The 23,940-nt window shown below is 56.6% G+C and carries 21 protein-coding genes; 10 read left to right on the plus strand and 11 right to left on the minus strand.

Annotated features, from left to right (window positions below; genetic code table 11):
- Positions 1–18: 18 nt before the first annotated feature.
- The 5 genes from ACQG0S_RS15725 to dapA form a co-directional block, all read right to left on the minus strand.
- Complete coding sequence (locus tag ACQG0S_RS15725) at positions 19–1,965, minus strand: tRNA(Met) cytidine acetyltransferase TmcA (protein ID WP_048965546.1); 1,947 nt, start codon at positions 1,963–1,965, stop codon at positions 19–21.
- Complete coding sequence (ypfJ, locus tag ACQG0S_RS15730; protein WP_001303362.1) at positions 1,965–2,834, minus strand: KPN_02809 family neutral zinc metallopeptidase; 870 nt, start codon at positions 2,832–2,834, stop codon at positions 1,965–1,967. Before ypfJ ends, ACQG0S_RS15725 begins: the two co-directional genes overlap by 1 nt.
- Positions 2,835–2,954: 120 nt before the next feature.
- Positions 2,955–3,668: a phosphoribosylaminoimidazolesuccinocarboxamide synthase gene (purC, locus tag ACQG0S_RS15735; protein ID WP_003860538.1), complete on the minus strand. Its 714-nt coding sequence runs from the start codon at positions 3,666–3,668 to the stop codon at positions 2,955–2,957.
- A 109-nt stretch (positions 3,669–3,777) separates the two neighbouring features.
- The gene (bamC, locus tag ACQG0S_RS15740; RefSeq protein ID WP_022648971.1) at positions 3,778–4,812 is read right to left on the minus strand and encodes an outer membrane protein assembly factor BamC; all 1,035 of its coding nucleotides are present in this window, start codon (positions 4,810–4,812) and stop codon (positions 3,778–3,780) included.
- Between the two features lie 16 nt (positions 4,813–4,828).
- Positions 4,829–5,707: a 4-hydroxy-tetrahydrodipicolinate synthase gene (gene dapA / locus ACQG0S_RS15745; RefSeq protein ID WP_003860542.1), complete on the minus strand. Its 879-nt coding sequence runs from the start codon at positions 5,705–5,707 to the stop codon at positions 4,829–4,831.
- A gap of 145 nt (positions 5,708–5,852) precedes the next feature.
- On the opposite strand from dapA, the gene ACQG0S_RS15750 reads away from it, so the two are divergent.
- Both ACQG0S_RS15750 and bcp read left to right on the plus strand, forming a co-directional pair.
- Positions 5,853–6,422 carry a glycine cleavage system transcriptional repressor gene (locus ACQG0S_RS15750; RefSeq protein ID WP_000213743.1) on the plus strand — a complete coding sequence of 190 codons (570 nt, stop codon included), beginning with the start codon at positions 5,853–5,855 and terminating at the stop codon, positions 6,420–6,422.
- Positions 6,422–6,892: a thioredoxin-dependent thiol peroxidase gene (gene bcp / locus ACQG0S_RS15755; RefSeq protein WP_022648972.1), complete on the plus strand. Its 471-nt coding sequence runs from the start codon at positions 6,422–6,424 to the stop codon at positions 6,890–6,892. The genes ACQG0S_RS15750 and bcp overlap by 1 nt, the downstream gene beginning before the upstream one ends.
- A 534-nt stretch (positions 6,893–7,426) precedes the next feature.
- On the opposite strand, the gene ACQG0S_RS15760 is transcribed toward bcp, so the two are convergent.
- Entirely contained in the window at positions 7,427–8,491 is a 1,065-nt protein-coding gene (locus tag ACQG0S_RS15760; RefSeq protein WP_003860546.1) for an AI-2E family transporter, read from the minus strand.
- 220 nt (positions 8,492–8,711) lie between these two features.
- On the opposite strand from ACQG0S_RS15760, the gene bepA reads away from it, so the two are divergent.
- Positions 8,712–10,175, plus strand: a complete 1,464-nt coding sequence (gene bepA, locus ACQG0S_RS15765; protein ID WP_003860547.1) for a beta-barrel assembly-enhancing protease — start codon at positions 8,712–8,714, stop codon at positions 10,173–10,175.
- A 13-nt stretch (positions 10,176–10,188) separates the two neighbouring features.
- On the plus strand, positions 10,189–10,545 hold the full coding sequence (gene arsC, locus ACQG0S_RS15770) for an arsenate reductase (glutaredoxin) (RefSeq protein WP_022648973.1): 357 nt from the start codon (positions 10,189–10,191) through the stop codon (positions 10,543–10,545).
- On the opposite strand, the gene ACQG0S_RS15775 is transcribed toward arsC, so the two are convergent.
- Positions 10,542–11,366: a homeodomain-like domain protein gene (locus ACQG0S_RS15775; RefSeq protein WP_048966875.1), complete on the minus strand. Its 825-nt coding sequence runs from the start codon at positions 11,364–11,366 to the stop codon at positions 10,542–10,544. The genes arsC and ACQG0S_RS15775 overlap by 4 nt on opposite strands.
- A gap of 147 nt (positions 11,367–11,513) precedes the next feature.
- Here ACQG0S_RS15775 and celB point away from each other — a divergent pair, with 147 nt between their 5' ends.
- From celB to ACQG0S_RS15790, 3 genes are read left to right on the plus strand one after another with little or no spacing between them, the layout of a single operon-like run.
- Complete coding sequence (gene celB / locus ACQG0S_RS15780) at positions 11,514–12,833, plus strand: PTS cellobiose transporter subunit IIC (RefSeq protein ID WP_048966874.1); 1,320 nt, start codon at positions 11,514–11,516, stop codon at positions 12,831–12,833.
- A 3-nt stretch (positions 12,834–12,836) separates the two neighbouring features.
- On the plus strand, positions 12,837–13,793 hold the full coding sequence (locus ACQG0S_RS15785; RefSeq protein ID WP_023306684.1) for a N(4)-(beta-N-acetylglucosaminyl)-L-asparaginase: 957 nt from the start codon (positions 12,837–12,839) through the stop codon (positions 13,791–13,793).
- Positions 13,793–15,211, plus strand: coding sequence for a leucyl aminopeptidase family protein (locus tag ACQG0S_RS15790; protein ID WP_048966873.1), 1,419 nt, complete (start codon positions 13,793–13,795; stop codon positions 15,209–15,211). Before ACQG0S_RS15785 ends, ACQG0S_RS15790 begins: the two co-directional genes overlap by 1 nt.
- A 76-nt stretch (positions 15,212–15,287) precedes the next feature.
- Here the strand turns inward: ACQG0S_RS15790 and ACQG0S_RS15795 are convergent, their stop codons facing one another.
- The 4 genes from ACQG0S_RS15795 to ACQG0S_RS15810 form a co-directional block, all read right to left on the minus strand.
- The gene (locus tag ACQG0S_RS15795; protein WP_211482948.1) at positions 15,288–15,989 is read right to left on the minus strand and encodes a DnaA inactivator Hda; all 702 of its coding nucleotides are present in this window, start codon (positions 15,987–15,989) and stop codon (positions 15,288–15,290) included.
- 97 nt (positions 15,990–16,086) lie between these two features.
- Positions 16,087–17,376 (minus strand): uracil permease, encoded by a 1,290-nt coding sequence (uraA, locus tag ACQG0S_RS15800; RefSeq protein ID WP_022648978.1) that lies wholly within the window; start codon positions 17,374–17,376, stop codon positions 16,087–16,089.
- 82 nt (positions 17,377–17,458) lie between these two features.
- Entirely contained in the window at positions 17,459–18,085 is a 627-nt protein-coding gene (gene upp, locus ACQG0S_RS15805; protein WP_022648979.1) for a uracil phosphoribosyltransferase, read from the minus strand.
- 217 nt (positions 18,086–18,302) lie between these two features.
- Positions 18,303–19,733, minus strand: coding sequence for a 6-phospho-beta-glucosidase (locus ACQG0S_RS15810; RefSeq protein ID WP_048966872.1), 1,431 nt, complete (start codon positions 19,731–19,733; stop codon positions 18,303–18,305).
- Between the two features lie 266 nt (positions 19,734–19,999).
- Here ACQG0S_RS15810 and purM point away from each other — a divergent pair, with 266 nt between their 5' ends.
- The 3 genes from purM (at position 20,000) to ppk1 (ending at position 23,940) form a co-directional block, all read left to right on the plus strand.
- Positions 20,000–21,037 carry a phosphoribosylformylglycinamidine cyclo-ligase gene (gene purM, locus ACQG0S_RS15815; RefSeq protein ID WP_048966871.1) on the plus strand — a complete coding sequence of 346 codons (1,038 nt, stop codon included), beginning with the start codon at positions 20,000–20,002 and terminating at the stop codon, positions 21,035–21,037.
- Positions 21,034–21,675 carry a phosphoribosylglycinamide formyltransferase gene (purN, locus tag ACQG0S_RS15820; protein ID WP_023300681.1) on the plus strand — a complete coding sequence of 214 codons (642 nt, stop codon included), beginning with the start codon at positions 21,034–21,036 and terminating at the stop codon, positions 21,673–21,675. The genes purM and purN overlap by 4 nt, the downstream gene beginning before the upstream one ends.
- A gap of 204 nt (positions 21,676–21,879) precedes the next feature.
- On the plus strand, positions 21,880–23,940 hold the full coding sequence (ppk1, locus tag ACQG0S_RS15825) for a polyphosphate kinase 1 (RefSeq protein WP_006811494.1): 2,061 nt from the start codon (positions 21,880–21,882) through the stop codon (positions 23,938–23,940).

A 23,940-nucleotide genomic window follows, 5' to 3' on the forward strand; every position in this document is an offset into this window, starting at 1 on the left:
GCCACTTTACTGAAGAAATCATTGAAAAAATTGCCATTGCAAAATGTCGGCTTTCAGCCGCTGGCTACGAGAGTAATCAAGCCTTTCAAGCGCGTGAGCGGTTTCCTCGCGTAGCTTCGCCAGCAACGCTTTGCGCCCGAAATTGTGCGTATTCCCTTCCATTTTCCCACGCAGCGCCGGGAGCGGCATATCCACGGCAAACAACAATCGCGTTAGCGCCGCAACCGAGGTTGAAAACGCCCGGTGCGCAAAGGCAAACCCCGCCAGCTCCAGCCAGTCGTCACTATTAAGGGTAGCTTCCCATGCATCCATCACCGGGATCTTTTCGCCATTCCAGGCCGACAGGACGCGCATATCACGACATAAACGCTGATGCGCCTCTTCGCAGAGCTGATGCCCCGCCTCGCTCAGCGGCAGCAACGCCATCGCCGTATAGCACCCGCTGCTGGCCTCCCGGTGGCTGCCCATTCGCACCAGCACAAACCCGCACTGCCGCCAGAAACGCCACAGCTCGTCGGTATAGCCAAAGCTGACCGAGAGATAATCTTCTCCGCTGGCACTGCGGATCAGCCCCTGGCCGATGCCTTCCCGCTGGCGATGAGGATGAACCGCAATACGGCTGACGCGTCGGCCTTTCAGCGTCGCCGCGAGAGGCGATCCGCCGTGGGCAGCCAGCGACTGTGCCACCAGATTTCCACGCGGCCGACGAAATCCCGCCCACACCGCGCGACTAAGCTCTGGAGATAAGCCGCCCTCCTCCACCAGCCAGAGAGCACCGGCGAGGGTTGAGTCGGTTTCAGCAACGGTGAAATGCTGTCCCGGCGCGTCCATCATCCGGCGTAAATCGAGGGGGGACGTCCGGTAGTGCGCGGCACACAGCAGTTCATACACACCTGCCCCGCGCGCCGGATCGCTCTCCCACACCCCGGGCTCCAGCGACGTTAAACTTACCTCCCCTGCCGGTTTGCGATCGATAAGCGCATCGTCGAACAGCAGCGCGTTCGCCACGATTCGCTCAAGAGGACATCCGGCAGCCCAGCGTACAGGGGTTGATAAGGTATATCGACGCAGACCGCTGAACCGGGCGCAGAACTTCAGCAGGAATCCCCTGCCCGTGCCTTCATAACCCTGCACCGTAGTGGTCAACAACACGCGGGGAAAGCGCATCGTCAGTTTCTCGAGCAGCGGGCCGGGGATGGCGGCCGCCTCATCGACAATCAGCCAGTCAGCTTCTGTTGTGGAGGCCAGCAGCGCATCCGGGGCCATAAAGTGAAAATGTTCCCCGGCGAAACGCGCGATGACATCCGTCGCCCCTTTTGCCGGTGCGGTCACTACAGCACTACCCTGAATGCCGTTGAGCAACATGCCCGCCAGGGCGGACTTTCCTCGTCCGCGCGGGGCCGTCACGGCAGCCACGCCAGCAGGCATGGTCAGAAGCGCGTCGAGGATCGCAGCCTGCTCGCGCTGCGGTTCACCGCTGGCGGGCTGCCAGGCGGGTAAATCTGGCGCAACGGGAAGGCACAGCGGACGATGTTGATGCCAGACGATAGCATCTGAATCGGCGGCCAGCGTCCGGCAAAAATGGTAAACAAAGTGCGGGGTGGCGATCGGCTCGGCGCTGTCGCTCCAGCGTAGAGAATCCGCGTCGGGCCTGTTAGCCCAGACGGAGAACGGCGGCACCAGCAGCACCAGAAGGCTTCCGGCGCGCAGGGTCCCGCTGAGGGCGGCGAAGGCCGAGACGTCAAACCCGTCTCGCGCGTCAAAAACGGCGTGCAGGTATTCACGTCCCAGCAGGCCGCTGATGGTCTTAGAGGGGTTTTCCTCCAGCCACAGCCAGTCTCCTGGTAACGTATCGCGCAGAATGGTCGCCTGGCTCAACGTCCACGCTTCATCGCCGCTGAGCACCACCAGCCGGCGGTGCCCGGTACGCTGAAGCTGGTTAACCAGCTGTTCAAACCCCAACATCACATAGCTTTGCCGAAGGTATTACACTGCGACGGGTTGCCGCTGTCGAAGCCACGCTTAAACCAGCTGTAGCGCTGCTCTGAGGTGCCATGGGTAAAGCTGTCCGGCACAACGCGCCCCTGGCTCTGCTGCTGCAAGCGATCGTCACCAATCGCCTGTGCGGCATTCAGGGCCTCTTCCAGATCGCCTGTTTCCAGCACGCCCTGCTGCTGCATGCTGTGTCCCCAGACGCCAGCGAAGCAGTCGGCCTGAAGCTCCATGCGTACGGAAAGACGATTCACCTCCGCCTGAGACGCATTCTGCTGCATCTGACGCACTTTAGGTTCAATGCCGAGGAGCTTCTGCACATGGTGGCCGACTTCATGCGCGATCACGTAGCCCTGGGCAAAATCGCCGTCGGCGCCCAGCTTGCTTTTCATGTCGTCATAGAAGGAGAGATCGATATAGACGGTGCTGTCCGCCGGGCAGTAGAACGGCCCCATAACGGACTGCCCGGTGCCGCAGCCCGTGCGGGTTGCTCCCCGGTACATCACCAGTTTTGGCGGCTGATAAGTCCGCCCCATTTTCTCGAACTGCTGACCCCAGGTATCTTCGGTCGTCGCGAGAATAACGGAAGTAAATTTCGCCGCTTCATCTTCATTCGGGCTGATGGAGCGCTGAGAATACTGCTGCTGTTGCCCGGTTTCACCGGTCATCAAACCGGTCAGGTCGACACCGTAGTAGCCCGCTACCAGCACGACGACCAGCAGAATAATACCGCCCTTGCCGCTGGGTAACCGGAAACCTGGCCCGCCCATAGACGGACCACCGCCACCACTGCTGCGTCTGTCTTCTACGTTGTCACTTTCACGACGCCCTTGCCAGCGCATAAACACCTCGAACTATTCCATTTATAATAGCTATGATCGTAGGCGGTTAATGAAAGGATTACCATAGTAAACAAGGATAAGACGCCAAAGGATGCCAACATCCTTTGGCAAATGCGCAGTTTAGTCGAGCTTAACGCCTAAACGGTGAGCAACCGCTTCGTACGCTTCGACCACGCCACCCAGACTCTGGCGGAAACGGTCTTTGTCCATTTTATCCAGCGTCTCTTTGTCCCACAGGCGGCTGCCGTCAGGAGAGAACTCGTCGCCCAGCACCACTTCGCCTTTGTACAGACCGAACTCCAGCTTGAAGTCGACCAGGATCAGGCCCGCGTCATCAAACAGCTTTTTCAGCACGTCGTTGGCTTTGTAGGTCAGTTCCTGCATGCGCGCCAGGTTCTCTTTGCTGACCCAGCCGAAGGTTTCGCAGTAGGATTCGTTGACCATCGGGTCATGCATGGCGTCGTTTTTCAGGAACAGATCGAACAGCGGTGGATTCAGTTCGATACCCTCTTCAATGCCCAGACGCTTCACCAGGGAGCCTGCGGCACGGTTACGGATCACGCACTCAACCGGCACCATATCCAGTTTTTTTACCAGACATTCCGTATCGGACAACAACGCTTCCATCTGAGTCGGGATACCGGCTTCGGCCAGTTTGGTCATAATGAAGTGGTTGAACTTGTTGTTCACCATGCCCTTACGATCGAACTTCTCAATGCGTGCGCCGTCTCCTGCTGACGTATCATTGCGGAATTCGAGCACCAACAGATCCGGGTTTTCCGTGCTGTATACGGTTTTCGCTTTGCCACGATACAACTCAGCTTGCTTCTGCATCTTCATTACTCCTGGTGTGATGATTTGTATTCAAAACTGGCTTTATTATGCCACGCACACGTTTGCGTGGCACGAAAATAAAAAGGGCTGGATTAACCAGCCCTCACTATTATTTGCTGAATGCGGCCTGGAAGGCAGCGACCAGCGCATCGTTCTGCGCCTGGGTCAGCGTGTGTCCTTTCGGATCGATAAACTGCAGGCTGCTGCGGTTATCGAGGTCGCCGACCTGGATTTTGTAGTCACCGGAAGGCAACTGTGGATCGCTTGCCCCCAGCTCCTGCCAGGCACTTTCAGACAGCGGCTTATAGGTCGCTGTGATGCTGCCCGTTGAACGGGTGCTGTCGGTCACCTTCATGCCCACTTTTTCCAGCGTGGCTGGCAGACGCTGCCAGGTCTGGTTAAACGGCGCACGCACCACCAGCATTGGCAGGCCGGTATCGTCTGCACCGCTCTGCACGTCAAACGTTGAGCCGTTACGGTTCTGCGCGGCGTTTGCGGCATCAGCAGCGTTCTTATCCAGACCCGCTGCAATCACGTTCAGCATTTCGGTACTGTAGCGCTGCATGGCGGACGGATCGGCAACCGGTTTACCTGCCTGCTCAAGATTCAACAGCTTAACGGTAACCGCCTGCTGATAACCCTGCGGCTTAACGGAGACTTGATAACGACCACGATACTGCTGGTCTTCATCGAGACGGTTCCACTCAATCCAGTCGGTGGTTAAGGTCTGGCTGGCGTCGTCGCGTTTATCAATCGTATAGTTTTTCGACTGAATGACGCTCACAACCTGCGGCCACAGCGTGGTACCGCGTGCGCTTTCCACCAGCAGAGAAGCTGTATCACCGGTGAACTGCGTGCGCGCGCCACTCACCAGCGCCAGAGGCTGAGCTGGTGGACGAATATCGAGCGCTTTACCCACCAGGCCGCTGCCGTTGGTAACCGGAATATTATAATCACCGTTCTGGATCGGCAGGATCATGCCGGCAGGCGCGTGAAGTTCAGCAAGCGGCGGCGCATCCAGATAGGATTCATCACCGCTCACCTGGCGCTTGTAGCGCGAGTCTGAACTACAGGCAGCGAGGAGCATAACAAGCGAAACACCCGCAACCTTGGCCAGGCGCGACTTCTGTACTGAATAAGCCATCAAATCTCCCTAAACTTTACAGCAAACCGGCATGCTTCAGCGCGCCAGCGACAATTTCACGACCATGGTCGGTAATCGGTGTCATTGGCAGACGCAGCGTGTCGGTTGCTACAAGCCCCAACTCCTTACATGCCCATTTCACTGGGATCGGATTGGGTTCGACAAATAATTTATTATGCAACGGCATCAGACGCTGATTAATCACGCGAGCTTCATCAAAGTGACCGGCTGCGGCCAGTTTGCACATGTCAGCCATATCACGCGCCGCCACGTTCGCCGTCACGGAAATAACGCCGTTACCACCGAGCTGCATAAAGTCCAGTGCGGTCGCATCATCACCGCTCAACAGGATAAAGTCGTCTGAAACCAGCTCTTTGATCTGATGAACGCGGCTTAAGTTCCCTGTTGCCTCTTTAATCCCGATAATATTTTTTACTTTCGAGAGACGGCCAACGGTTTCCGGCAGCATATCGCAACCGGTACGGGACGGCACATTATACAGAATTTGTGGCAAGTCAGTATGTTCAGCGATGGCTTTGAAATGCTGGAACAAACCTTCCTGAGTTGGGCGGTTGTAGTAAGGGGTCACCGTCAGACAGCCAACAATGCCGCTGTCGTTAAAACGCTGAGTCAGGCTAATGGCCTCTGCCGTTGCGTTTGCGCCCGTACCCGCGATGACCGGAATACGCCCGTCCGCCAGTTCCAGGGTCAGCATCACAACGTCGCCGTGCTCTTCGTGGCTCAGCGTAGCGGATTCACCGGTAGTCCCTACCGAAACGATCGCCGAGGTTCCATTGGCGACATGGTAATCAATGAGCTTCTTCATGCTTGACCGGCAGACATTACCTTTTTCATCCATCGGTGTAACAAGCGCGACAATACTTCCCGTGAACATGAGCCATCCTCTGTGCGAACAAGAGCCTCAATGTTACGTTTGGAACTGTAATAAAAGCAAGCGACCTGAGGCTCTCAGGCGGTTGTATGCATGTTTTTTTTATGCTTTCCTTAGGAAGACTTAACCACGCAAAGGAAGAACAGGTTTGACAACCTCATCACAACATTACCTGGTTATCACTGCGCTGGGTGCTGACAGGCCGGGTATCGTGAATACCATCACTCGCCACGTGAGCAGCTGCGGCTGCAATATCGAAGACAGCCGGCTGGCTATGCTTGGCGAAGAGTTCACGTTCATCATGCTGCTTTCCGGAACATGGAATGCCATTACCCTCATCGAATCTACCCTGCCGCTGAAAGGCGCAGAGCTGGATTTACTGATTGTGATGAAGCGCACCACCGCGCGCCCGCGTCCGGCTCTGCCTGCCACAGTCTGGGTACAGGTTGAAGTGCCTGATTCACCTCATCTGATTGAACGTTTTACGGCACTGTTTGACAGCCATCAGATGAACATTGCCGAACTGGTTTCCCGCACGCAGCCTGGCGATGAAAACGCCATCCCGACGCTGTTTATTCAAATTACCGCCCACAGCCCTGCCTCGCAGGATGCGTCAAATATCGAGCAAGCGTTCAAAGCCCTCTGTACAGAATTACACGCGCAAGGCAGTATAAGCGTCGTCGATTATTCGCAGCACGAACAGGATGGAGTTGAGTAATGAACCCACTGAAAGCCGGTGATATCGCACCGAAATTTAGCTTACCGGATCAAGACGGCGAGCAAGTAAATTTGACCGACTTCCAGGGACAGCGTGTTCTGGTCTATTTCTACCCGAAAGCCATGACCCCGGGCTGTACCGTACAGGCCTGCGGTTTACGTGACAACATGGATGAGTTGAAAAAGGTCGGTGTGGAAGTGCTGGGCATCAGCACCGATAAACCAGAGAAGCTGTCACGTTTTGCGGAAAAAGAGCTGCTGAACTTCACGCTGCTTTCCGATGAAGACCACCAGGTTTGCGAGCAGTTTGGCGTCTGGGGTGAGAAGTCCTTTATGGGCAAAACGTACGACGGTATTCACCGCATCAGCTTCCTGATTGACGCTGACGGTAAAGTTGAGCACGTGTTTGATGATTTCAAAACCAGCAACCACCACGACGTGGTGTTGAACTGGCTGAAACAAAGCGCCTGATAAACAGCAAAACGGCAACCCAGGTTGCCGTTTTTAGTGTTTGCCCCCTCTCCCCGTGGGCTGAGGGTTCCCCACAAATTAATGCGAGCACTGAGCAATCCCCTCGCCCCTCCGGGGAGAGGGTTAGGGTGAGGGGAACATACGGCGGTGGTGGTCATTCCGTTCACTTTATGTTCCTTGCTACTCTGTAACGACATGACCGGTGAACGTGCCAGGGTGGCTCAGTCGCCACCACCCTGGCGACCCGGGCTCCCGGCGGTAAATCGCCGCTTCGCGGTGCCCTCGGCTTATTCCTTCCGGCTTATCGGGTACGGGCGGAGGCAACGTCCCTGTAAAGCCGCCCTCTCGGCGCATCCCTGCGCCTCGCCCCGGCCGGAAGGCAAACGCCTCAGCGATTTACAGCCGGACCAGGGCATCGCTGACAGCCCTCAGTCATCTAGAAAGCAACTTTATTGCTTCTGCATAAAAAAATTACTGGGGATCCCTCAGCCCCGTGGGAGAGGGTTGGGGTGAGGGCATCAGCCCGCACTAAATCTACTTCTCTTCCACCGCCGGCACATCCGGCCACGCGTGGACCACGGCTTTAATCAGCGTCGCCAGCGGAATGGCGAAGAACACGCCCCAGAATCCCCACAGCCCGCCGAAAATCACCACTGACAGGATAATCACCAACGGATGCAGGTTAACTGCTTCTGAGAACAGCACCGGTACCAGCAGGTTCCCGTCCAGTCCCTGAATAATCAGGTATACGGCGAAACAGCTCCAGAACTCCGTACCCAGACCAAACTGGAACAGCGCCACACCGACTACCGGAATGGTCACCACAAACGCGCCGATATACGGGATCAGAACCGAGAATCCGACCAGCACCGCCAGCAGCAGCGAGTAGTTCAGCCCGAAAATCACGAAGCCAATCCAGGTCGCCACGCCCACCACAATCATCTCCAGCACTTTACCGCGAATGTAGTTGGTGATCTGCTGGTTCATCTCCTGCCAGACCTGACCGGCGAGACCGCGATTGCGCGGCAGCACGCGGCGCACCGCATTCAGCATCTGCTCTTTATCTTTGACCAGGAAAAACACCATTAGCGGCACGAGAACAAGGTAAACCGCCAGCGTCAGCAACCCCACCAGCGAGGCCAGAGAGTATTTCACCACCGAGTCACCCATGGTCATGATGCGGGCGCGCATGTTTTCGGCCATCGCATCGATGATCCCGGCGTCCATCAGCGCAGGATAGCGGCGCGGCAGCGTGGCGGCAAAATCAGAAAGTTTATTCAGCATGCCGGGCATGTCGCGGATCAGGTAGATCCCCTGTTGCCAGGCGATGGGCATCACCACGAAGGACATCAGCAGCAGAATGCCGACAAACAGCACCAGAACAATGCTGGTCGCCCAGCGTCGGGAACAGCCGATATGTTCCAGACGCGCGGTGGGCCACTCCAGCAGATACGCCAGCACAATTGCCACCAGAAGCGGTGCCAACAGGCCACTAAAGAAGAACAGGATACCGAATCCGGCAACCAGAATGACCAGCAAAGCAATGGCTTCCGGATCGCTAAACCGACGCCGATACCACTGCATTAACATTTCGAGCATACAACCCTTCCCTGAATCGAATGGCGGGAGTGAGACGGTGAATTGTATCTAACTGTCACAAAAAAGACTTTCCTTTTTGTTTCACTGTCAGGTTTCGCAAAACCCTGATGAATGGGATTTTCTTCATCTCTTAACACGGCTACACTCGCAGTGCAGCGGAGATGAACGTTATGCGGGTTCATCGGTCAAATTAGCACATCCAACATACAGGACAGTGGTTATGTTCAGGCAGTTGAGAAAAACACTGGTTGCGACACTGATTGCCGCCGTGACGGTGGGTCAGGTGTTGCCCGCTTTCGCTGACTCGTCCGATTCATTGCCGGACATGGGCACCACGGCAGGAAGCACGCTCTCCATCGGGCAGGAGATGCAGATGGGTGATTATTACGTACGCCAGCTGCGCGGCAGTGCTCCGCTGATTAACGACCCTTTGCTGGTGCAGTACATCAACGGTCTGGGGATGCGACTGGTGGCGCACGCAGACTCGGTAAAAACGCCCTTCCACTTCTATTTAATCAATAACGACGAAATCAACGCCTTCGCCTTCTTTGGCGGGAACGTGGTGCTGCATTCGGCGTTGTTCCGTTATTCCGATAACGAAAGCCAGCTGGCGTCCGTCATGGCGCACGAAATTTCGCACGTCACCCAGCGCCATCTGGCGCGTGCGATGGAAGATCAGAAGCGTAACGCCCCCCTGACCTGGGTGGGCGCGCTGGGCTCTATTCTGCTGGCGATGGCCAGCCCGCAGGCCGGGATGGCGGCGCTTACCGGGACGCTGGCGGGAACGCGTCAGGGGATGATCAGCTTTACCCAGCAGAACGAGCAGGAAGCAGACCGCATCGGCATTCAGGTTTTACAGCGTTCCGGCTTTGACCCGCAGGCCATGCCGAGCTTCCTGGAAAAACTGCTCGACCAGGCACGCTACTCGTCGCGCCCGCCTGAAATTCTGTTGACCCACCCGTTGCCGGAAAGCCGTCTCTCGGATGCGCGTAACCGTGCTAACCAGATGCGTCCGGTCGTCGTGCAGTCCTCGCAGGATTTCTACATGGCCAAAGTGAGAACGCTTGGCATGTACAACTCCGGACGTAATCAGCTCACCAGCGATCTGCTGGACGCGCTGGCGAAAGGCAACGTGCGCGAGAAGAACGCCGCGCAGTATGGTCAGGCACTCCAGGCGATGGAAGCAAGCAAGTACGATGAAGCGCGTAAAGCGCTACAGCCGCTGCTGGCGTCGGCGCCTGACAATCCGTGGTATCTCGACCTCGCAACCGATATCGATTTAGGACAGAAAAAAGCGACCGATGCGATCAACCGTCTGAAAGGGGCGAAAGACATTCGCAACAATCCGGTATTGCAGCTAAACCTGGCGAACGCCTACTTACAGGGCGGCCAGCCCGGCGAGGCGGTGACCATTCTGAACCGCTATACCTTTAACAATAAAGATGACCAGAACGGCTGGGAGCTGCTCGCCCAGGCCCAGGGGCAACTGGGTAATCGCGATCAGGAGCTGGCCGCGCGTGCGGAAGGTCTGGCGCTGGCGGGGCGCCTCGATCAGGCCATATCCCTGCTAAGCAGCGCCAGCTCACAGGTGAAGCTCGGCAGCCTGCAACAGGCCCGCTACGATGCGCGAATCGACCAGCTGCGTGGCCTGCAACAACGCTTTAAGCCGTACGAGAAGATGTAATAAAGGAGAAGTCATGACAGACGCGGTAAAAATTTACCATAACCCTCGCTGCTCCAAGAGCCGCGAGACTCTGAATTTGCTGAAGTCTAACGACATCGATCCGGAAGTGGTGTTGTATCTGGAGACGCCCCCGGACGCGCAGACGATCCGCCAGTTGCTGAAGATGCTGAACATGGGCAGCGCACGCGAGCTGATGCGTCAGAAAGAAGATCTGTATAAATCGCTCAATCTGAACGATACCAGTCTCACTGAAGATCGGCTGATTCAGGCGATGGTCGACAATCCTAAGCTGATTGAGCGCCCGATTGTCGTGGCGAACGGCAAGGCGCGTATCGGCCGTCCGCCGGAAGACGTACTCGGGATCGTCTAATCGTTACGCCGCAGCGCTTCCAGAAACGCCTGCGGCGTACTCTCCCCCAGCTTTTTCTGCGCTTTTCCCCGGTTGAAAAATTCACACAGCTGGATCAACAGTTCTCCCGCCGGTTCACTATTCACGCGCGGAATGATCTCACGTAACGGCACGGCGACCTGAAGGGCAAGATAATACTGTGAATGCACTTTTACGATGACGTTATGCTCCGGCAAGTTCACTTCTAGCCCAAAAGTCTCAATAGATTGAATATCAGCCGGACAGGCAGCCAGCACCTCGTTCGTCCAGCGGGTCAGCAACTGCGGCGAGACACCGGCATAAAGCCGGGCGTAGCACCAGCCGCTGACGGGTTCACGCGCCCAGAGCAGGTGTTGCTCCCCACCGTCGTCCATATGCAGCGATAGCGGCTGATGATGCAGAAGTAGCTTCTGCGGCATGATACCGGCCTTCAGCGCCTTTTTGCCCTGCAACGACGCCCCCTTTTGTCTTACCGAAGCCGGTTTGAGGTAGCGGTTCAGGGTCGCGCGGGAAACGGCGATCCCGAGTCCGTCATTCACCAGCAGCAGCAGTTCATCCAGCGGTGCCCCAGTGATATCCCGCACGGCATTTATCAGTGCCGCCTGCTCTTGTCTCAATGCTTTGTGTATCACTTTTGGCGTTGTGTGGTTATCCGAAACCTGGTCGCGGTTGCGCCAGCGCCTGACGGTGGTGACCGAGATCCCCAGTTCAACAGCTAGCTCTCTGTCGCTTTTATCTGACTGCTGAAGATAGCGACGGATACGCGGTGTGGTGGTGGCGTTAGCATGCAGTTTGATTTCCATCGCGTCTCTCTCCGCAACTAATCTTATGAGATTTATAGTAGAACAGCGAATGCTTTGTGACCGATTTCACCTTTCGCTCGCCGCGCTTCACTGATAATCCACAGACATAACATAAACAACACCTCTCAATCTTGTACGGAGTTCACAATGAACAATGTTCTGGGATTTCTTGAAGCAAAACTGATGCCGCTGGCGGCGAAAACGGCCCAGCAGCGTCATCTTGGGGCCATTCGTGGGGCCTACGTTTCATTCATGCCGTTTATCATCGTCGGCTCCATCCTGCTGGTAATCTCCTCCTTCCCGAATCAGGCCTATCAGCAGTTTATGTCTCAGGCCTTTGGTGAGAGCTGGAGTGCGATTATAGAGATTCCATTCAACGCGGTATTCTCAACCATGTCGCTGTTTATCAGCTTCCTGGTGGCCTACCGCCTGGCTGAGCACTATGGCGAGGACCGCATCTCCTGCGGCATCCTGGCGCTGGTCGCCTTCCTGATCCTGACGCCCTTTATCAAAGTGGCGGAAAACGGCGGCATTACCGTGATGCCGGTGGAGTGGATTGGCAGCAAAGGGTTGTTTGTGGCGATGATCGGTTCCCTGCTGTGGACGGAACTGTTCTGCTGGCTGAAGCGCAAAAAGCTGGTCATCAAAATGCCGGACGGCGTACCTCCGGCGGTGCAGGAGTCGTTCGCGGCGCTGATCCCGGCCCTGCTGGTGATGATTCTGGTGCTTATTATCCGCATCATATTTGAAAACACCCACTACCACACCATCCACCAGTTTATTTATGAAGTGGTTGCCACCCCGGTGCGCCACTACGGTACCTCTTATTTCGGTGCGCTGATGACCGTATTCAGTATCACCATTCTGTGGTCAGTGGGCATTAACTCCGGTTCGATGATCAACGGCATTATTCGCCCGCTGTGGATGGAAAACCAGACCGACAACATCGCCGCGATTCAGGCGGGAACGACGCCGCCGCACATCATCACCGAACAGTTTTTTGACATGATCTGGATGGGCGGCGCGGGCGCCACGCTGTCGCTGGTGATAGCGATGCTGATTTTCGCCCGCAGCAAAAACATGCGAGAGGTGGCGCGCCTCGGCGCAGGAGCCTCAGTGTTTAACATCAACGAACCGATCCTGTTTGGCCTGCCGGTGATCATGAACCCGATCATGCTCATCCCGTTTAATCTGGTGCCGCTGGTGCTGGTCACCGTGCAGTATACGGCGATGAAAATTGGCGCGGTCGCCGTCACCACCGGGGTGTTTATTCCCTGGACCCTGCCGCCGGTTATCAGCGGCTTTATCGTCACCGGGCACCTGAGCGGCAGCGTGATGCAGCTGATCAACCTGCTGATTGGCGCCATGCTGTACCTGCCTTTTATGCGTATCCTGGATAAACAGTACCGCGCCGCGGAGCTGACTACCGCTACGCAACCCGACACCACCCTTGCAAAACAGGAGTAAAGCATGTGGGGAATTATCGCAACCTGGCGAATGGCACTTGAAGGGGTAACGGAATCCGCGTCTGCCCTGGCGGCGGGAAAACCGGTCGCTTCGGCGGTGGTCGATGCCGTCGCTGCCGTGGAAGACTTTCCGCTGTATAAATCCGTCGGCTACGGTGGCCTGCCGACCGAGAACGGCGAGGTGGAGCTGGACGCGGCCTATATGGACGGCGACACGCTGGCGTTCGGCGCCGTGGGGAATCTGGTGGATATCGCCAACCCGGTGCGCGTGGCGCACGCGCTCAGCCGTCAACGCTATAACAGCCTGCTGGTCGGCCAGGGCGCGCGCGAATGGGCGCTGAGCCAGGGCTTTGCCGACAAAACCATGCTCACGGATCGCGCCATGCAGCACTACCGCAAGCGCTGCCGCGAAACGCTGGATAAGGGGTTAAGCCCCTACGACGGACATGACACCGTCGGCATCATTGGCCTTGATAAACAGGGTTCGATGAGCGTCGCCACCTCCACCAGTGGCCTGTTTATGAAAAAACGCGGTCGCCTCGGTGACTCACCCATCATCGGCTCCGGCTTTTACTGCGACAGCGAAACCGGCGCGGCCACCGCCACAGGCGTCGGTGAAGACCTGATGAAGGGCTGTACCAGCTACGAAATCGTTCGCCGGATGGCGCAAGGGATGACGCCGCAGCAGGCGGCGGATTCAGTCGTATTCGAACTGGAAGACAAGCTGATGTCGCGCTTCGGTCGCGCGGGCGATCTCTCCGTGGTGTGCATGAACAGCAAAGGAGAATTTGGCGCCGCGACTAACATAAAAACCTTCTCGTTCGTGGTGGCGACGGCTCGCCAGCCCCTCACCGTTTTTCGTACTGAACGCCTGCGGGAGAAAACGCACTATCACGCGGTAGATGAGGAGTGGATGCAGGCCTATGCCGCACGGATCCGCGCGCCGATTGAGGAATCATGATGATCACTTACCAGTTTATCAACGCGCTTTCAGACGCGAAGCCGAACAGCCATTTGATTGCGCGCGCTGACAGTTCCCTGTTACCGGATAGCGCTCTTATCGCTGAAATGCGCCAGCAGAGCACCGTCGCGGACGCGCGCTTTGGCTGCGCGCCGTTTGCGCGCATTACTCTGTTGCCGGACACGATCTGGCATGACGCCCTGACCGAAGGGTTGCTCACCGCCCTGCGACCGCTGCTTACCGCCCCCGCCAGCGCCGAACTCGTGCTGGACGTGACGGATATCGACGATGTGGTGCTGGCGCAGGTGCTGCGTTTTCTCTTTAATCAGGCGCACAGGCTCAGTGACCTGAAGCTGAAGAAGACGGACAAAGCGGTGCGTCTTACCTGCATCACTGCCCTCTGCCTGCCGGAACAGCAGGCGAAGCTGGAGACGACCTTCCGCCAGCAGCAGGCCATTGCGCTCGGCATGATCGCGGCGCGACGTCTGGCGGATATGCCGTCCGACCGCTGCACGCCGCAGTTTGTGGTGGAAGAGGCGCAAAAACTGTGTGCCGCCAGCCCTGCCCTGCGCTGCGAGGTGCTGAACGAAAAAGATATTGCTGAGCAGGGTCTTGGACTGCTGCACGCCGTTGGCAAAGGGGCGACCTGCCCGCCGCGTCTGCTGGCTATTCATTATGATGGTGCCAACGACGGCCCGATGCGCTGCTACGTGGGAAAAGGCATTACCTTTGACACCGGCGGCCTGTGGCTGAAGGAAGGCGCGGGCATGTACACCATGAAATATGACATGTGCGGCGCGGCCAACGTACTGGGGCTGATGCTGACAGTTGCGGAGCTGAAATTACCCGTGCGCATCATGGGCGTGCTGGCGCTGGCGGAAAACGCCATCGGCCCCGACGCCATGCAGCCCGGCACGGTGGCAACAGCCTGTAACGGCACCACCGTTGAAATCAATAATACCGATGCCGAGGGCCGGCTGGTGCTGGCTGACGCCATTGCCTGGGCCAGCCAGCGGTACCCGCAGGCCCGCTACATCATTGATATGGCGACTTTAACGGGCGCAGTGGTGAAAGCGCTGGGGTATGAGCTGAGCGGGCTGATGACCCAGGATGAACCGCTGCGCGCCGCGTTGACGCAGGCAGGGAAACGGAGCGGTGACGAGGTGTGGTCTCTGCCGCTGGACGCACGGCTGAAAAAGCAGACCGACAGCGCGATTGCCGATCTGTGCAACACACCGACTAACAATGCAGCGATAAGCGCCTCGGCGGCGTGGCTGCTGCATCACTTCTGTCCGCCGGCGATCCCATGGGCACATCTGGATATCAGCGGGACGGCGCTGTGGCGTGAGAACGGCAGAAGCGTGGCGTCGGGAAGACCGATTCCGCTGCTGGTTGAGCACCTGATGGGGGATCTTTAGCCCGGTGGCGCTGCGCTTACCGGGCCTACGGGTGCCATATGTAGGCCGGGTAAGGCGCAGCCGCCACCCGGCATAACTACAGCTTAAGAATATCTTTCACAAACGGAATGGTCAGCTTGCGCTGGGCGGTGATGGAGGCGCGATCGAGCTGATCGAGCGTATCAAAGAGCGTGCGCATCTCCCGATCCAGACGCTTGAGCAGGAAGCGCCCTACGTCTTCCGGCAGTTCAAATCCGCGCAGTCTGGCGCGCAACTGAAGTGCCTGGAGTTTGTCTTCATCCGACAGCGGTTGCAGCTTGTAGATTTGCCCCCAGTCCAGACGAGACGCCAGATCCGGCAGCCCCAGATTGAGCTGACGCGGCGGACGATCGCCGGTGATCAGCAGCCGGGTTTTGCCCGACTCCAGAATGCGGTTGTAGAGGTTAAAGATCGCCATTTCCCACGGCTCGTCTCCCGCCACGCATTCAATATTATCGATGCAGACCAGGGAGAGATGTTCCATGCCCTCCAGCACTTCAGGCACAAACCAGGTGCGTTTATCCAGCGGCACATAGCCTACCGCGTCACCGCGCGCCGAAAGTTCCGCACAGGCTGCATGCAGCAGGTGGCTGCGTCCCGCGCCTTCGCGTGACCAGATATAGATGTATCCGCTGTGTTCCTGGCGCAGCACGTTTTGCAGTGCAGCCAGTAAAGAGGGGTTATCACCCGGCCAGAAACTCGCGAAAGTTTCGTCGTCAGGGAGATAAAGTGGCAGAGAGAGCTGTGCCGGTCCGTTCAGAAATACCTCAACCAGAGATCTTACATAAAATCGGAATGGAGTTTAACACGGAACCAGCAAGGAGAGAACCGGGCGGATCGTCCGCCCGGTTAAAGGATCAATGTGGTGCTTTTTCGCTATCGTCAGCGTCCAGGATTTCTTCTTCCGGACGAATGACCGAGATCAGCTTGAAAATCAGGCTCAGGCCCACGCCGACGATGGTCGCCAGCGCCATACCCTTCAGCTCTGCCGCGCCGATGTGCACCTTCGCGCCGCTCACGCCGATGATCAGGATAACGGAGGTCAGGATCAGGTTCTGCGCCTTGCTGTAATCCACTTTGGATTCAATCAGCACGCGAATACCGGACGCACCGATCACCCCGTACAGCAGCAGGGAAACGCCGCCCATCACCGGAACCGGGATAATCTGGATCGCCGCCGCCAGTTTGCCGACGCAGGAGAGCAGAATAGCGATGATCGCCGCGCCGCCGATAACCCAGGTGCTGTAGACGCGGGTGATCGCCATTACGCCGATGTTCTCCCCGTAAGTCGTGTTTGGCGTGGAGCCGAAGAAACCGGAGATGATGGTGGAGAAACCGTTGGCAAACATGGAGCGATGCAGGCCCGGGTCGCGGATCAGGTCACGCTTCACGATGTTCGCCGTCACCACCAGGTGGCCAACGTGCTCAGCAATCACCACCAGTGCAGCAGGCAGAATGGTGAAGATAGCAAACCATTCGAAGCGTGGGGTGTAGAAGGTCGGCAGCGCGAACCAGTGTGCCTCGGCAATCGGTGTGGTATCCACAACGCCCATCACGAAGGAGAGCGCGTAACCCGCCAGCACGCCGATCAGGATCGGGATAATCGCCATAAAGCCGCGGAACAGGACGGAACCGAAAACCGTCACGCCCAGCGTCACCAGCGAAATAATAATGGTTTTAGAATCCGGTGACTGACCGTCCGCAGGCAGCAGCCCAGCCATGTTCGCCGCGACACCCGCCAGTTCCAGGCCGATGACGGCAACGATTGCCCCCATTGCCGCAGGCGGGAACATCACGTCCAGCCAGCCGGTACCCGCTTTCTTCACGATGAAGGAGACCAGGCAGAACAGCACGCCGCACATGATAAAGCCGCCCAGCGCGACCTCGTAACCCAGCGGCAGCAACAGCAGTACCGGGGAGATAAACGCGAAGCTCGACCCGAGATAGGCCGGGATTTTGCCTTTACAGATGAAGAGGTAAAGCAGCGTACCGATGCCGTTAAACAGCAGCACGGTAGCCGGGTTAATGTGAAACAGGATTGGCACCAGCACGGTTGCGCCAAACATGGCGAACAGGTGCTGCAAACTAAGCGGGATTGTCTGTAAAAGCGGCGGTCTTTCACTCACCCCGATAGCACGGCGCGTCATAGTGTTTTCCTCTGAGTGTCATTGTTGGTTTTTATTCAAAAAAAAGCCGACTATCAAAGTCGGCTTCTTTATCGTTATTCTATTATTTAGTCCCAAAAATCTTATCGCCGGCATCGCCGAGCCCCGGGATAATGTACCCGTGCTCGTTCAGTCCCTGGTCGACAGACGCGGTATAGAGTTCAACGTCCGGGTGCGCTTTTTCCAGCGCCGCGATACCTTCCGGCGCCGCGACCAGCACCAGCACTTTGATGCTGCTGCAGCCTGCTTGTTTCAGCAGGTCAATGGTGGCGATCATCGAACCACCGGTCGCCAGCATCGGGTCAACAACCAGCGCCATACGCTCATCAATGTTAGAGACCAGCTTCTGGAAGTATGGGACCGGCTCAAGCGTCTCTTCGTTACGGTAGATACCCACCACGCTGATACGCGCGCTTGGGACGTGCTCCAGCACGCCTTCCATCATGCCCAGACCCGCACGCAGGATTGGCACCACGGTAATTTTTTTACCTTTGATCTGCTCAACCTGTACCGGGCCGTTCCAGCCTTCGATGGTCACTTTTTCCGTTTCCAGATCAGAGGTCGCTTCGTAGGTCAGCAGGCTACCCACTTCAGAAGCCAGTTCGCGAAAACGCTTCGTGCTGATGTCATGCTCACGCATCAGGCCCAACTTGTGTTTAACGAGTGGGTGTTTCACTTCCACAATCTTCATTCTCTTTCTCCTCTGAGGTGGCATCCGCAAAAAAATCGCGGGATTATACCGCTTTTTTCGGATTGCGCCATACCCATGTTGCTTGATGTACATCAATCAAAAACAAAAAAGCCGGAGGCTGGGCTCCGGTTTGGGTGCGGGGTCTTGCCCGGTGGCGCTGCGCTTACGCGGGCCTACGTGTAGTGTAGGTCGGGTAAGCGTTAGCGCCACCCGACAATTACAGGTTATCGCCGTTGCTCGCAATCACCTGCTTATACCAGTCGAAAGATTTCTTCTTGCTGCGGGTCAGCGTGCCGTTACCTTCGTTATCTTTATCGACAAAGATAAAACCGTAGCGTTTCTTCATCTCGCCAGTGCCGGCAGAGACCAGGTCGATACAGCCCCACGGGGTATAGCCCATCAGATCCACGCCGTCTTCCACCACCGCTTTTTTCATCTCGCGGATGTGGGCGGAAAGGTAGTCGATGCGGTACTGGTCGTTCACCGTGCCGTCGCTCTCCTGCATGTCGATCGCGCCAAAGCCGTTTTCCACAATAAACAGCGGCAGCTGATAGTGATCCCAGAACCAGTTCAGAGAGTAGCGCAGCCCGACAGGATCGATCTGCCAGCCCCAGTCCGATTTCTGCACGTACGGGTTAGAAACCAGGCTCTTGCTCTCGTCATAATCCAGCGTCGGATTATCCGCCGTCGCTTTGGTGGCGAACGACATGTAGTAGCTGAACCCGATGTAATCCACGCAGCCCTGCGTCAACGCCACTTTATCTTCTTCGGTGATATCCAGCGCGAAGCCGCGACGTTCAAAGTAATTGAGCAGATGCTGCGGATACTTGCCGCGCACGTGAACGTCGGTGAACCAGTAGCGGCGATGCATGGCGTTCATCGCCATCATCATGTCGTCCGGGGCACAGGTCAGCGGATAGATGGGGCACATGGCAATCATGCAGCCGATGTGCAGTGACGGGTTGGTCTCACGCCCCGCTTTCACCGCCAGGGCGCTGGCCACCAGCTCATAGTGCGCCGCCTGGAACATCACCGGCTCGCGATCTTCTCCCGGCGCATATTTCAGCCCGGAGTTGGTAAACGGCGCAAAGTCTTCATGAAAGTTGGCCTGGTTATTGATCTCGTTAAAGGTCATCCAGTACTTCACTTTATGCTGATAGCGCTCAAAAACGACCTTCGCGAAGCGGACAAAGAAGTCGATCAGCTTACGGTTACGCCAGCCGCCGTATTCCGTTACGAGGTGGAAAGGCATCTCGAAGTGGGAAAGCGTGATCACCGGCTCGATGCCGTGCTTCAGGCACTCGTCGAAAAGATCGTCATAGAATTTGAGTCCCGCTTCGTTCGGCTCCAGCTCGTCGCCTTTCGGGAAGATACGTGTCCAGGCAATGGAGGTGCGGAAGCATTTGAACCCCATCTCGGCAAAGAGTTTGATGTCTTCTTTATAGCGGTGGTAAAAGTCGATGGCTTCGTGGTTTGGGTAATTTTTCCCCTCCAGCACGCCGTTGGTGATTTCACGCGGTACCCCGTGGGCGCCTGCCGTCATGACATCGGCAACGCTCACGCCCTTGCCGCCCTCTTTCCAGCCGCCTTCAAGCTGGTGCGCCGCAACGGCCCCACCCCACAGAAAACCTGCTTTAAATCCTGACATTCGCTTTCCCTCATTCTGCGTTATTTTCTGCAAAAACAGTTACAGAAACCGGTTTCATTTTGATGATGTGCAAAGGAGATAGCCGTTGCAAGCAGATCGCCGAAACCGGTTTCATTTTCGTGAACGGAGTCAAGTTTGTTGCCCTGGACAGTCCGCACAGAAAAAAAGATCCCCGCGCCGAGAATAGGCTCGCAAACGTTTGCCTGGACTGTTAGAATTGCGCCGATTTTTCTTACTAGCTATGCAATCGCGTGGGGATTTAAGCCGTGACCAACAAAACTTCTCTCAGCTACAAAGATGCCGGTGTTGATATTGACGCAGGTAATGCGCTGGTTGACCGAATCAAAGGTGTGGTGAAAAAAACCCGCCGCCCGGAAGTGATGGGTGGCCTGGGTGGATTCGGCGCACTGTGCGCGCTGCCGCAAAAATATCGTGAACCTGTGCTGGTCTCGGGTACGGATGGTGTCGGTACAAAACTGCGCCTGGCGATGGATCTTAAGCGTCACGATACGATTGGTATTGATCTGGTGGCGATGTGCGTCAACGACCTGGTGGTACAGGGCGCTGAGCCGCTGTTCTTCCTGGATTACTACGCGACCGGCAAGCTGGATGTGGATACCGCAGCCAGCGTCATTAACGGTATCGCCGAAGGCTGTCTGCAATCCGGCTGTGCGCTGGTCGGCGGTGAAACCGCTGAAATGCCAGGCATGTATCACGGTGAAGATTATGACGTCGCAGGCTTCTGCGTCGGCGTGGTAGAAAAATCAGAAATTATCGACGGCAGCAAAGTGGCTGACGGCGATGTGCTGGTTGCGCTGGCCTCCAGCGGTCCGCACTCCAACGGCTACTCTCTGGTGCGTAAGATCCTCGAAGTGAGCGGTTGCGACCCGCTGACCACCGAGCTGGACGGCAAACCGCTGGCCGATCACCTGCTGGCCCCGACCCGCATCTACGTGAAAAACGTGCTGGAGCTGATTGAGAACGTTGACGTGCACGCCATCGCTCACCTTACCGGCGGCGGCTTCTGGGAAAACATTCCGCGCGTGCTGCCGGACAATACCCAGGCGGTGATCGACGCCTCCTCATGGCAGTGGCCGCCCGTCTTCAACTGGCTGCAATCCGCAGGCAACGTGAGCGAGCATGAAATGTACCGCACCTTTAACTGCGGCGTGGGCATAGTTATCGCCCTGCCCGCCAGCGAAGCGGATAAAGCGGTTAAGCTGCTGACAGAAAAAGGTGAAAACGCGTGGAAAATCGGTACGATTAAAGCTTCCGATTCCGAACAGCGTGTGGTCATTGAATGAAAAACATCGTGGTGCTCATTTCCGGCAACGGAAGCAATTTGCAGGCAATTATAGACGCCTGCAAACAGAAGAAAATCAATGGCACCATTCGGGCAGTATTCAGCAACAAGGCCGATGCGTTCGGCCTTGAGCGCGCGCGGGAAGCGAACATTCCTGCGCACGCGCTGGAAGCCAGCCAGTTCGCCGGGCGTGAAGCCTTTGACCGTGAGCTGGTGCAGGAGATTGACGCCTACGCGCCTGACGTGGTGGTGCTGGCGGGCTACATGCGTATCCTGAGCCCGGCCTTCGTCGCGCATTACAACGGACGTTTGCTGAATATCCACCCTTCTCTTCTGCCGAAATATCCTGGCCTGCATACCCATCGTCAGGTGCTGGAGAACGGCGATGAGGAGCATGGGACCTCCGTGCATTTCGTTACCGACGAGCTGGACGGCGGTCCGGTCATTTTGCAGGCAAAAGTACCGGTCTTTGACGGTGACAACGAAGACGACGTGACGGAACGTGTACAGGCTCAGGAACACGCCATTTATCCGCTGGTGGTAAGCTGGTTTGTTGACGGCCGTCTTGAGATGCGCGACGGTGCCGCCTGGCTGGACGGCGTGAAGTTACCCCCGCAGGGTCATGCGGCTGAAGAGTAGTTTGTTCTGTCGGGTGGCGCTGCGCTTACCCGACCTACATATTGCATTACCCGATATTCCCTTCTCCAACCCCCTAAAATCCCCAACAAAAAAAATAACTGTCATACTTTTCTGGCACTGTTGGACATATCGTGGAAATGCTCGCCATAATAAGGACGAGACGGATTTACCACGTCCTGTGATTGAACTGGAGTGTGAGCTGTAATGGGTCAGGAAAAGTTATATATCGAGAAAGAGCTAAGCTGGTTAGCATTCAACGAACGTGTACTTCAGGAAGCGGCCGATAAAAGTAACCCGCTGATTGAGCGTATGCGTTTTTTAGGCATCTATTCCAACAATCTGGATGAGTTCTACAAGGTTCGCTTCGCCGAACTGAAACGCCGAATCATCATCAGCGAAGAACAGGGCTTAAACTCCCACTCGCGGCATCTGCTTGGAAAAATCCAGTCTCGCGTCATGAAAGCCGATCAGGAATTTGATGGCCTCTATAACGAGCTGCTGCTGGAAATGGCACGCAACCAAATCTTCCTGATCAACGAACGCCAGCTCTCCGCGAATCAGCAAAACTGGCTGCGCCACTATTTCAAACACTATCTGCGCCAGCATATCACCCCGATTCTGATCAACCGTGAAACCGATCTGGTGCAGTTCCTGAAAGATGATTACACCTATCTGGCGGTAGAAATCATTCGTGGTGAGACCATTAACTACGCGCTGCTGGAAATACCGTCTGATAAAGTCCCGCGCTTTGTAAATCTGCCGCCGGAAACCCCGCGCCGACGTAAGCCGATGATCCTGCTGGATAACATTCTGCGCTACTGTCTGGACGATATCTTCAAAGGCTTCTTCGATTACGACGCGCTCAACGCCTACTCGATGAAGATGACCCGTGATGCCGAGTACGATCTGGTGCATGAGATGGAGGCCAGCCTGATGGAGCTGATGTCTTCCAGCCTCAAGCAGCGCCTGACGGCAGAGCCGGTGCGTTTTGTCTATCAGCGCGATATGCCGGACGCGATGGTGGAGATGCTGCGCGATAAGCTGACCATCTCCCGCTACGACTCCATAATCCCCGGTGGGCGTTACCACAACTTTAAAGATTTCATTGGCTTCCCGAACGTCGGCAAAGCCAATCTGGTAAACAAACCGTTGCCGCGCCTGCGCCATATCTGGTTCGATAAATTCCGCAACGGGTTCGATGCCATCCGCGAGCGGGATGTGCTGCTCTACTATCCGTATCACACCTTTGAACACGTGCTGGAATTGCTGCGTCAGGCCTCGTTCGATCCGAACGTGCTGGCGATTAAAATCAACATTTATCGCGTGGCGAAAGATTCCCGCATCATCGATGCGATGATCCACGCAGCGCACAACGGCAAGAAAGTGACCGTGGTGGTTGAGCTCCAGGCTCGCTTCGACGAAGAGGCCAACATCCACTGGGCGCGCCGACTGACGGAAGCGGGCGTGCACGTCATCTTCTCCGCGCCGGGGCTGAAGATTCACGCCAAGTTGTTCCTGATCTCCCGTAAAGAGGGCGACGATGTGGTGCGCTACGCCCATATCGGTACCGGGAACTTTAACGAGAAAACCGCGCGTATTTACACCGACTATTCGCTGCTGACTGCCGATGCCCGCATCACCAACGAAGTGCGTCGGGTGTTCAACTTCATTGAGAACCCGTACCGCCCGGTGAGCTTCGATTATCTGCTGGTGTCACCGCAGAACTCACGGCGCCTGCTGTACGATATGATCGACAAAGAGATTGCCAATGCGCAGAACGGCTTGTCGTCCGGCATCACGCTGAAGCTCAACAATCTGGTGGACAAAGGCCTGGTGGATCGCCTGTATGCGGCCTCCAGCTCCGGCGTTCCGGTAAATCTGCTCATTCGCGGCATGTGCTCGCTCATTCCGGAACTGGAAGGCATCAGCGACAACATCCGCGTGATCAGCATTGTGGATCGCTATCTTGAACACGATCGCGTCTATATTTTCGATAACGCCGGTGATAAGCGCGTATACCTCTCGTCCGCCGACTGGATGACGCGTAACATTGATTACCGTATTGAAGTGGCGGCACCGCTGCTGGATCCTCGCCTGAAGCAGCGTATCCTGGACATTATCGAGATCCTGTTCAGCGATACGGTGAAAGCACGTTATATCGACAAAGAACTCAGTAATCGCTATGTACCGCGCGGCAATCGCCGTAAAGTGCGGTCGCAGCTGGCGATTTACGATTACATCAAATCACTTGAGCAACCCGATTAA

This window comes from Enterobacter cloacae complex sp. 418I7 (assembly GCF_050030705.1).
Lineage (GTDB): Bacteria > Pseudomonadota > Gammaproteobacteria > Enterobacterales > Enterobacteriaceae > Enterobacter > Enterobacter intestinihominis.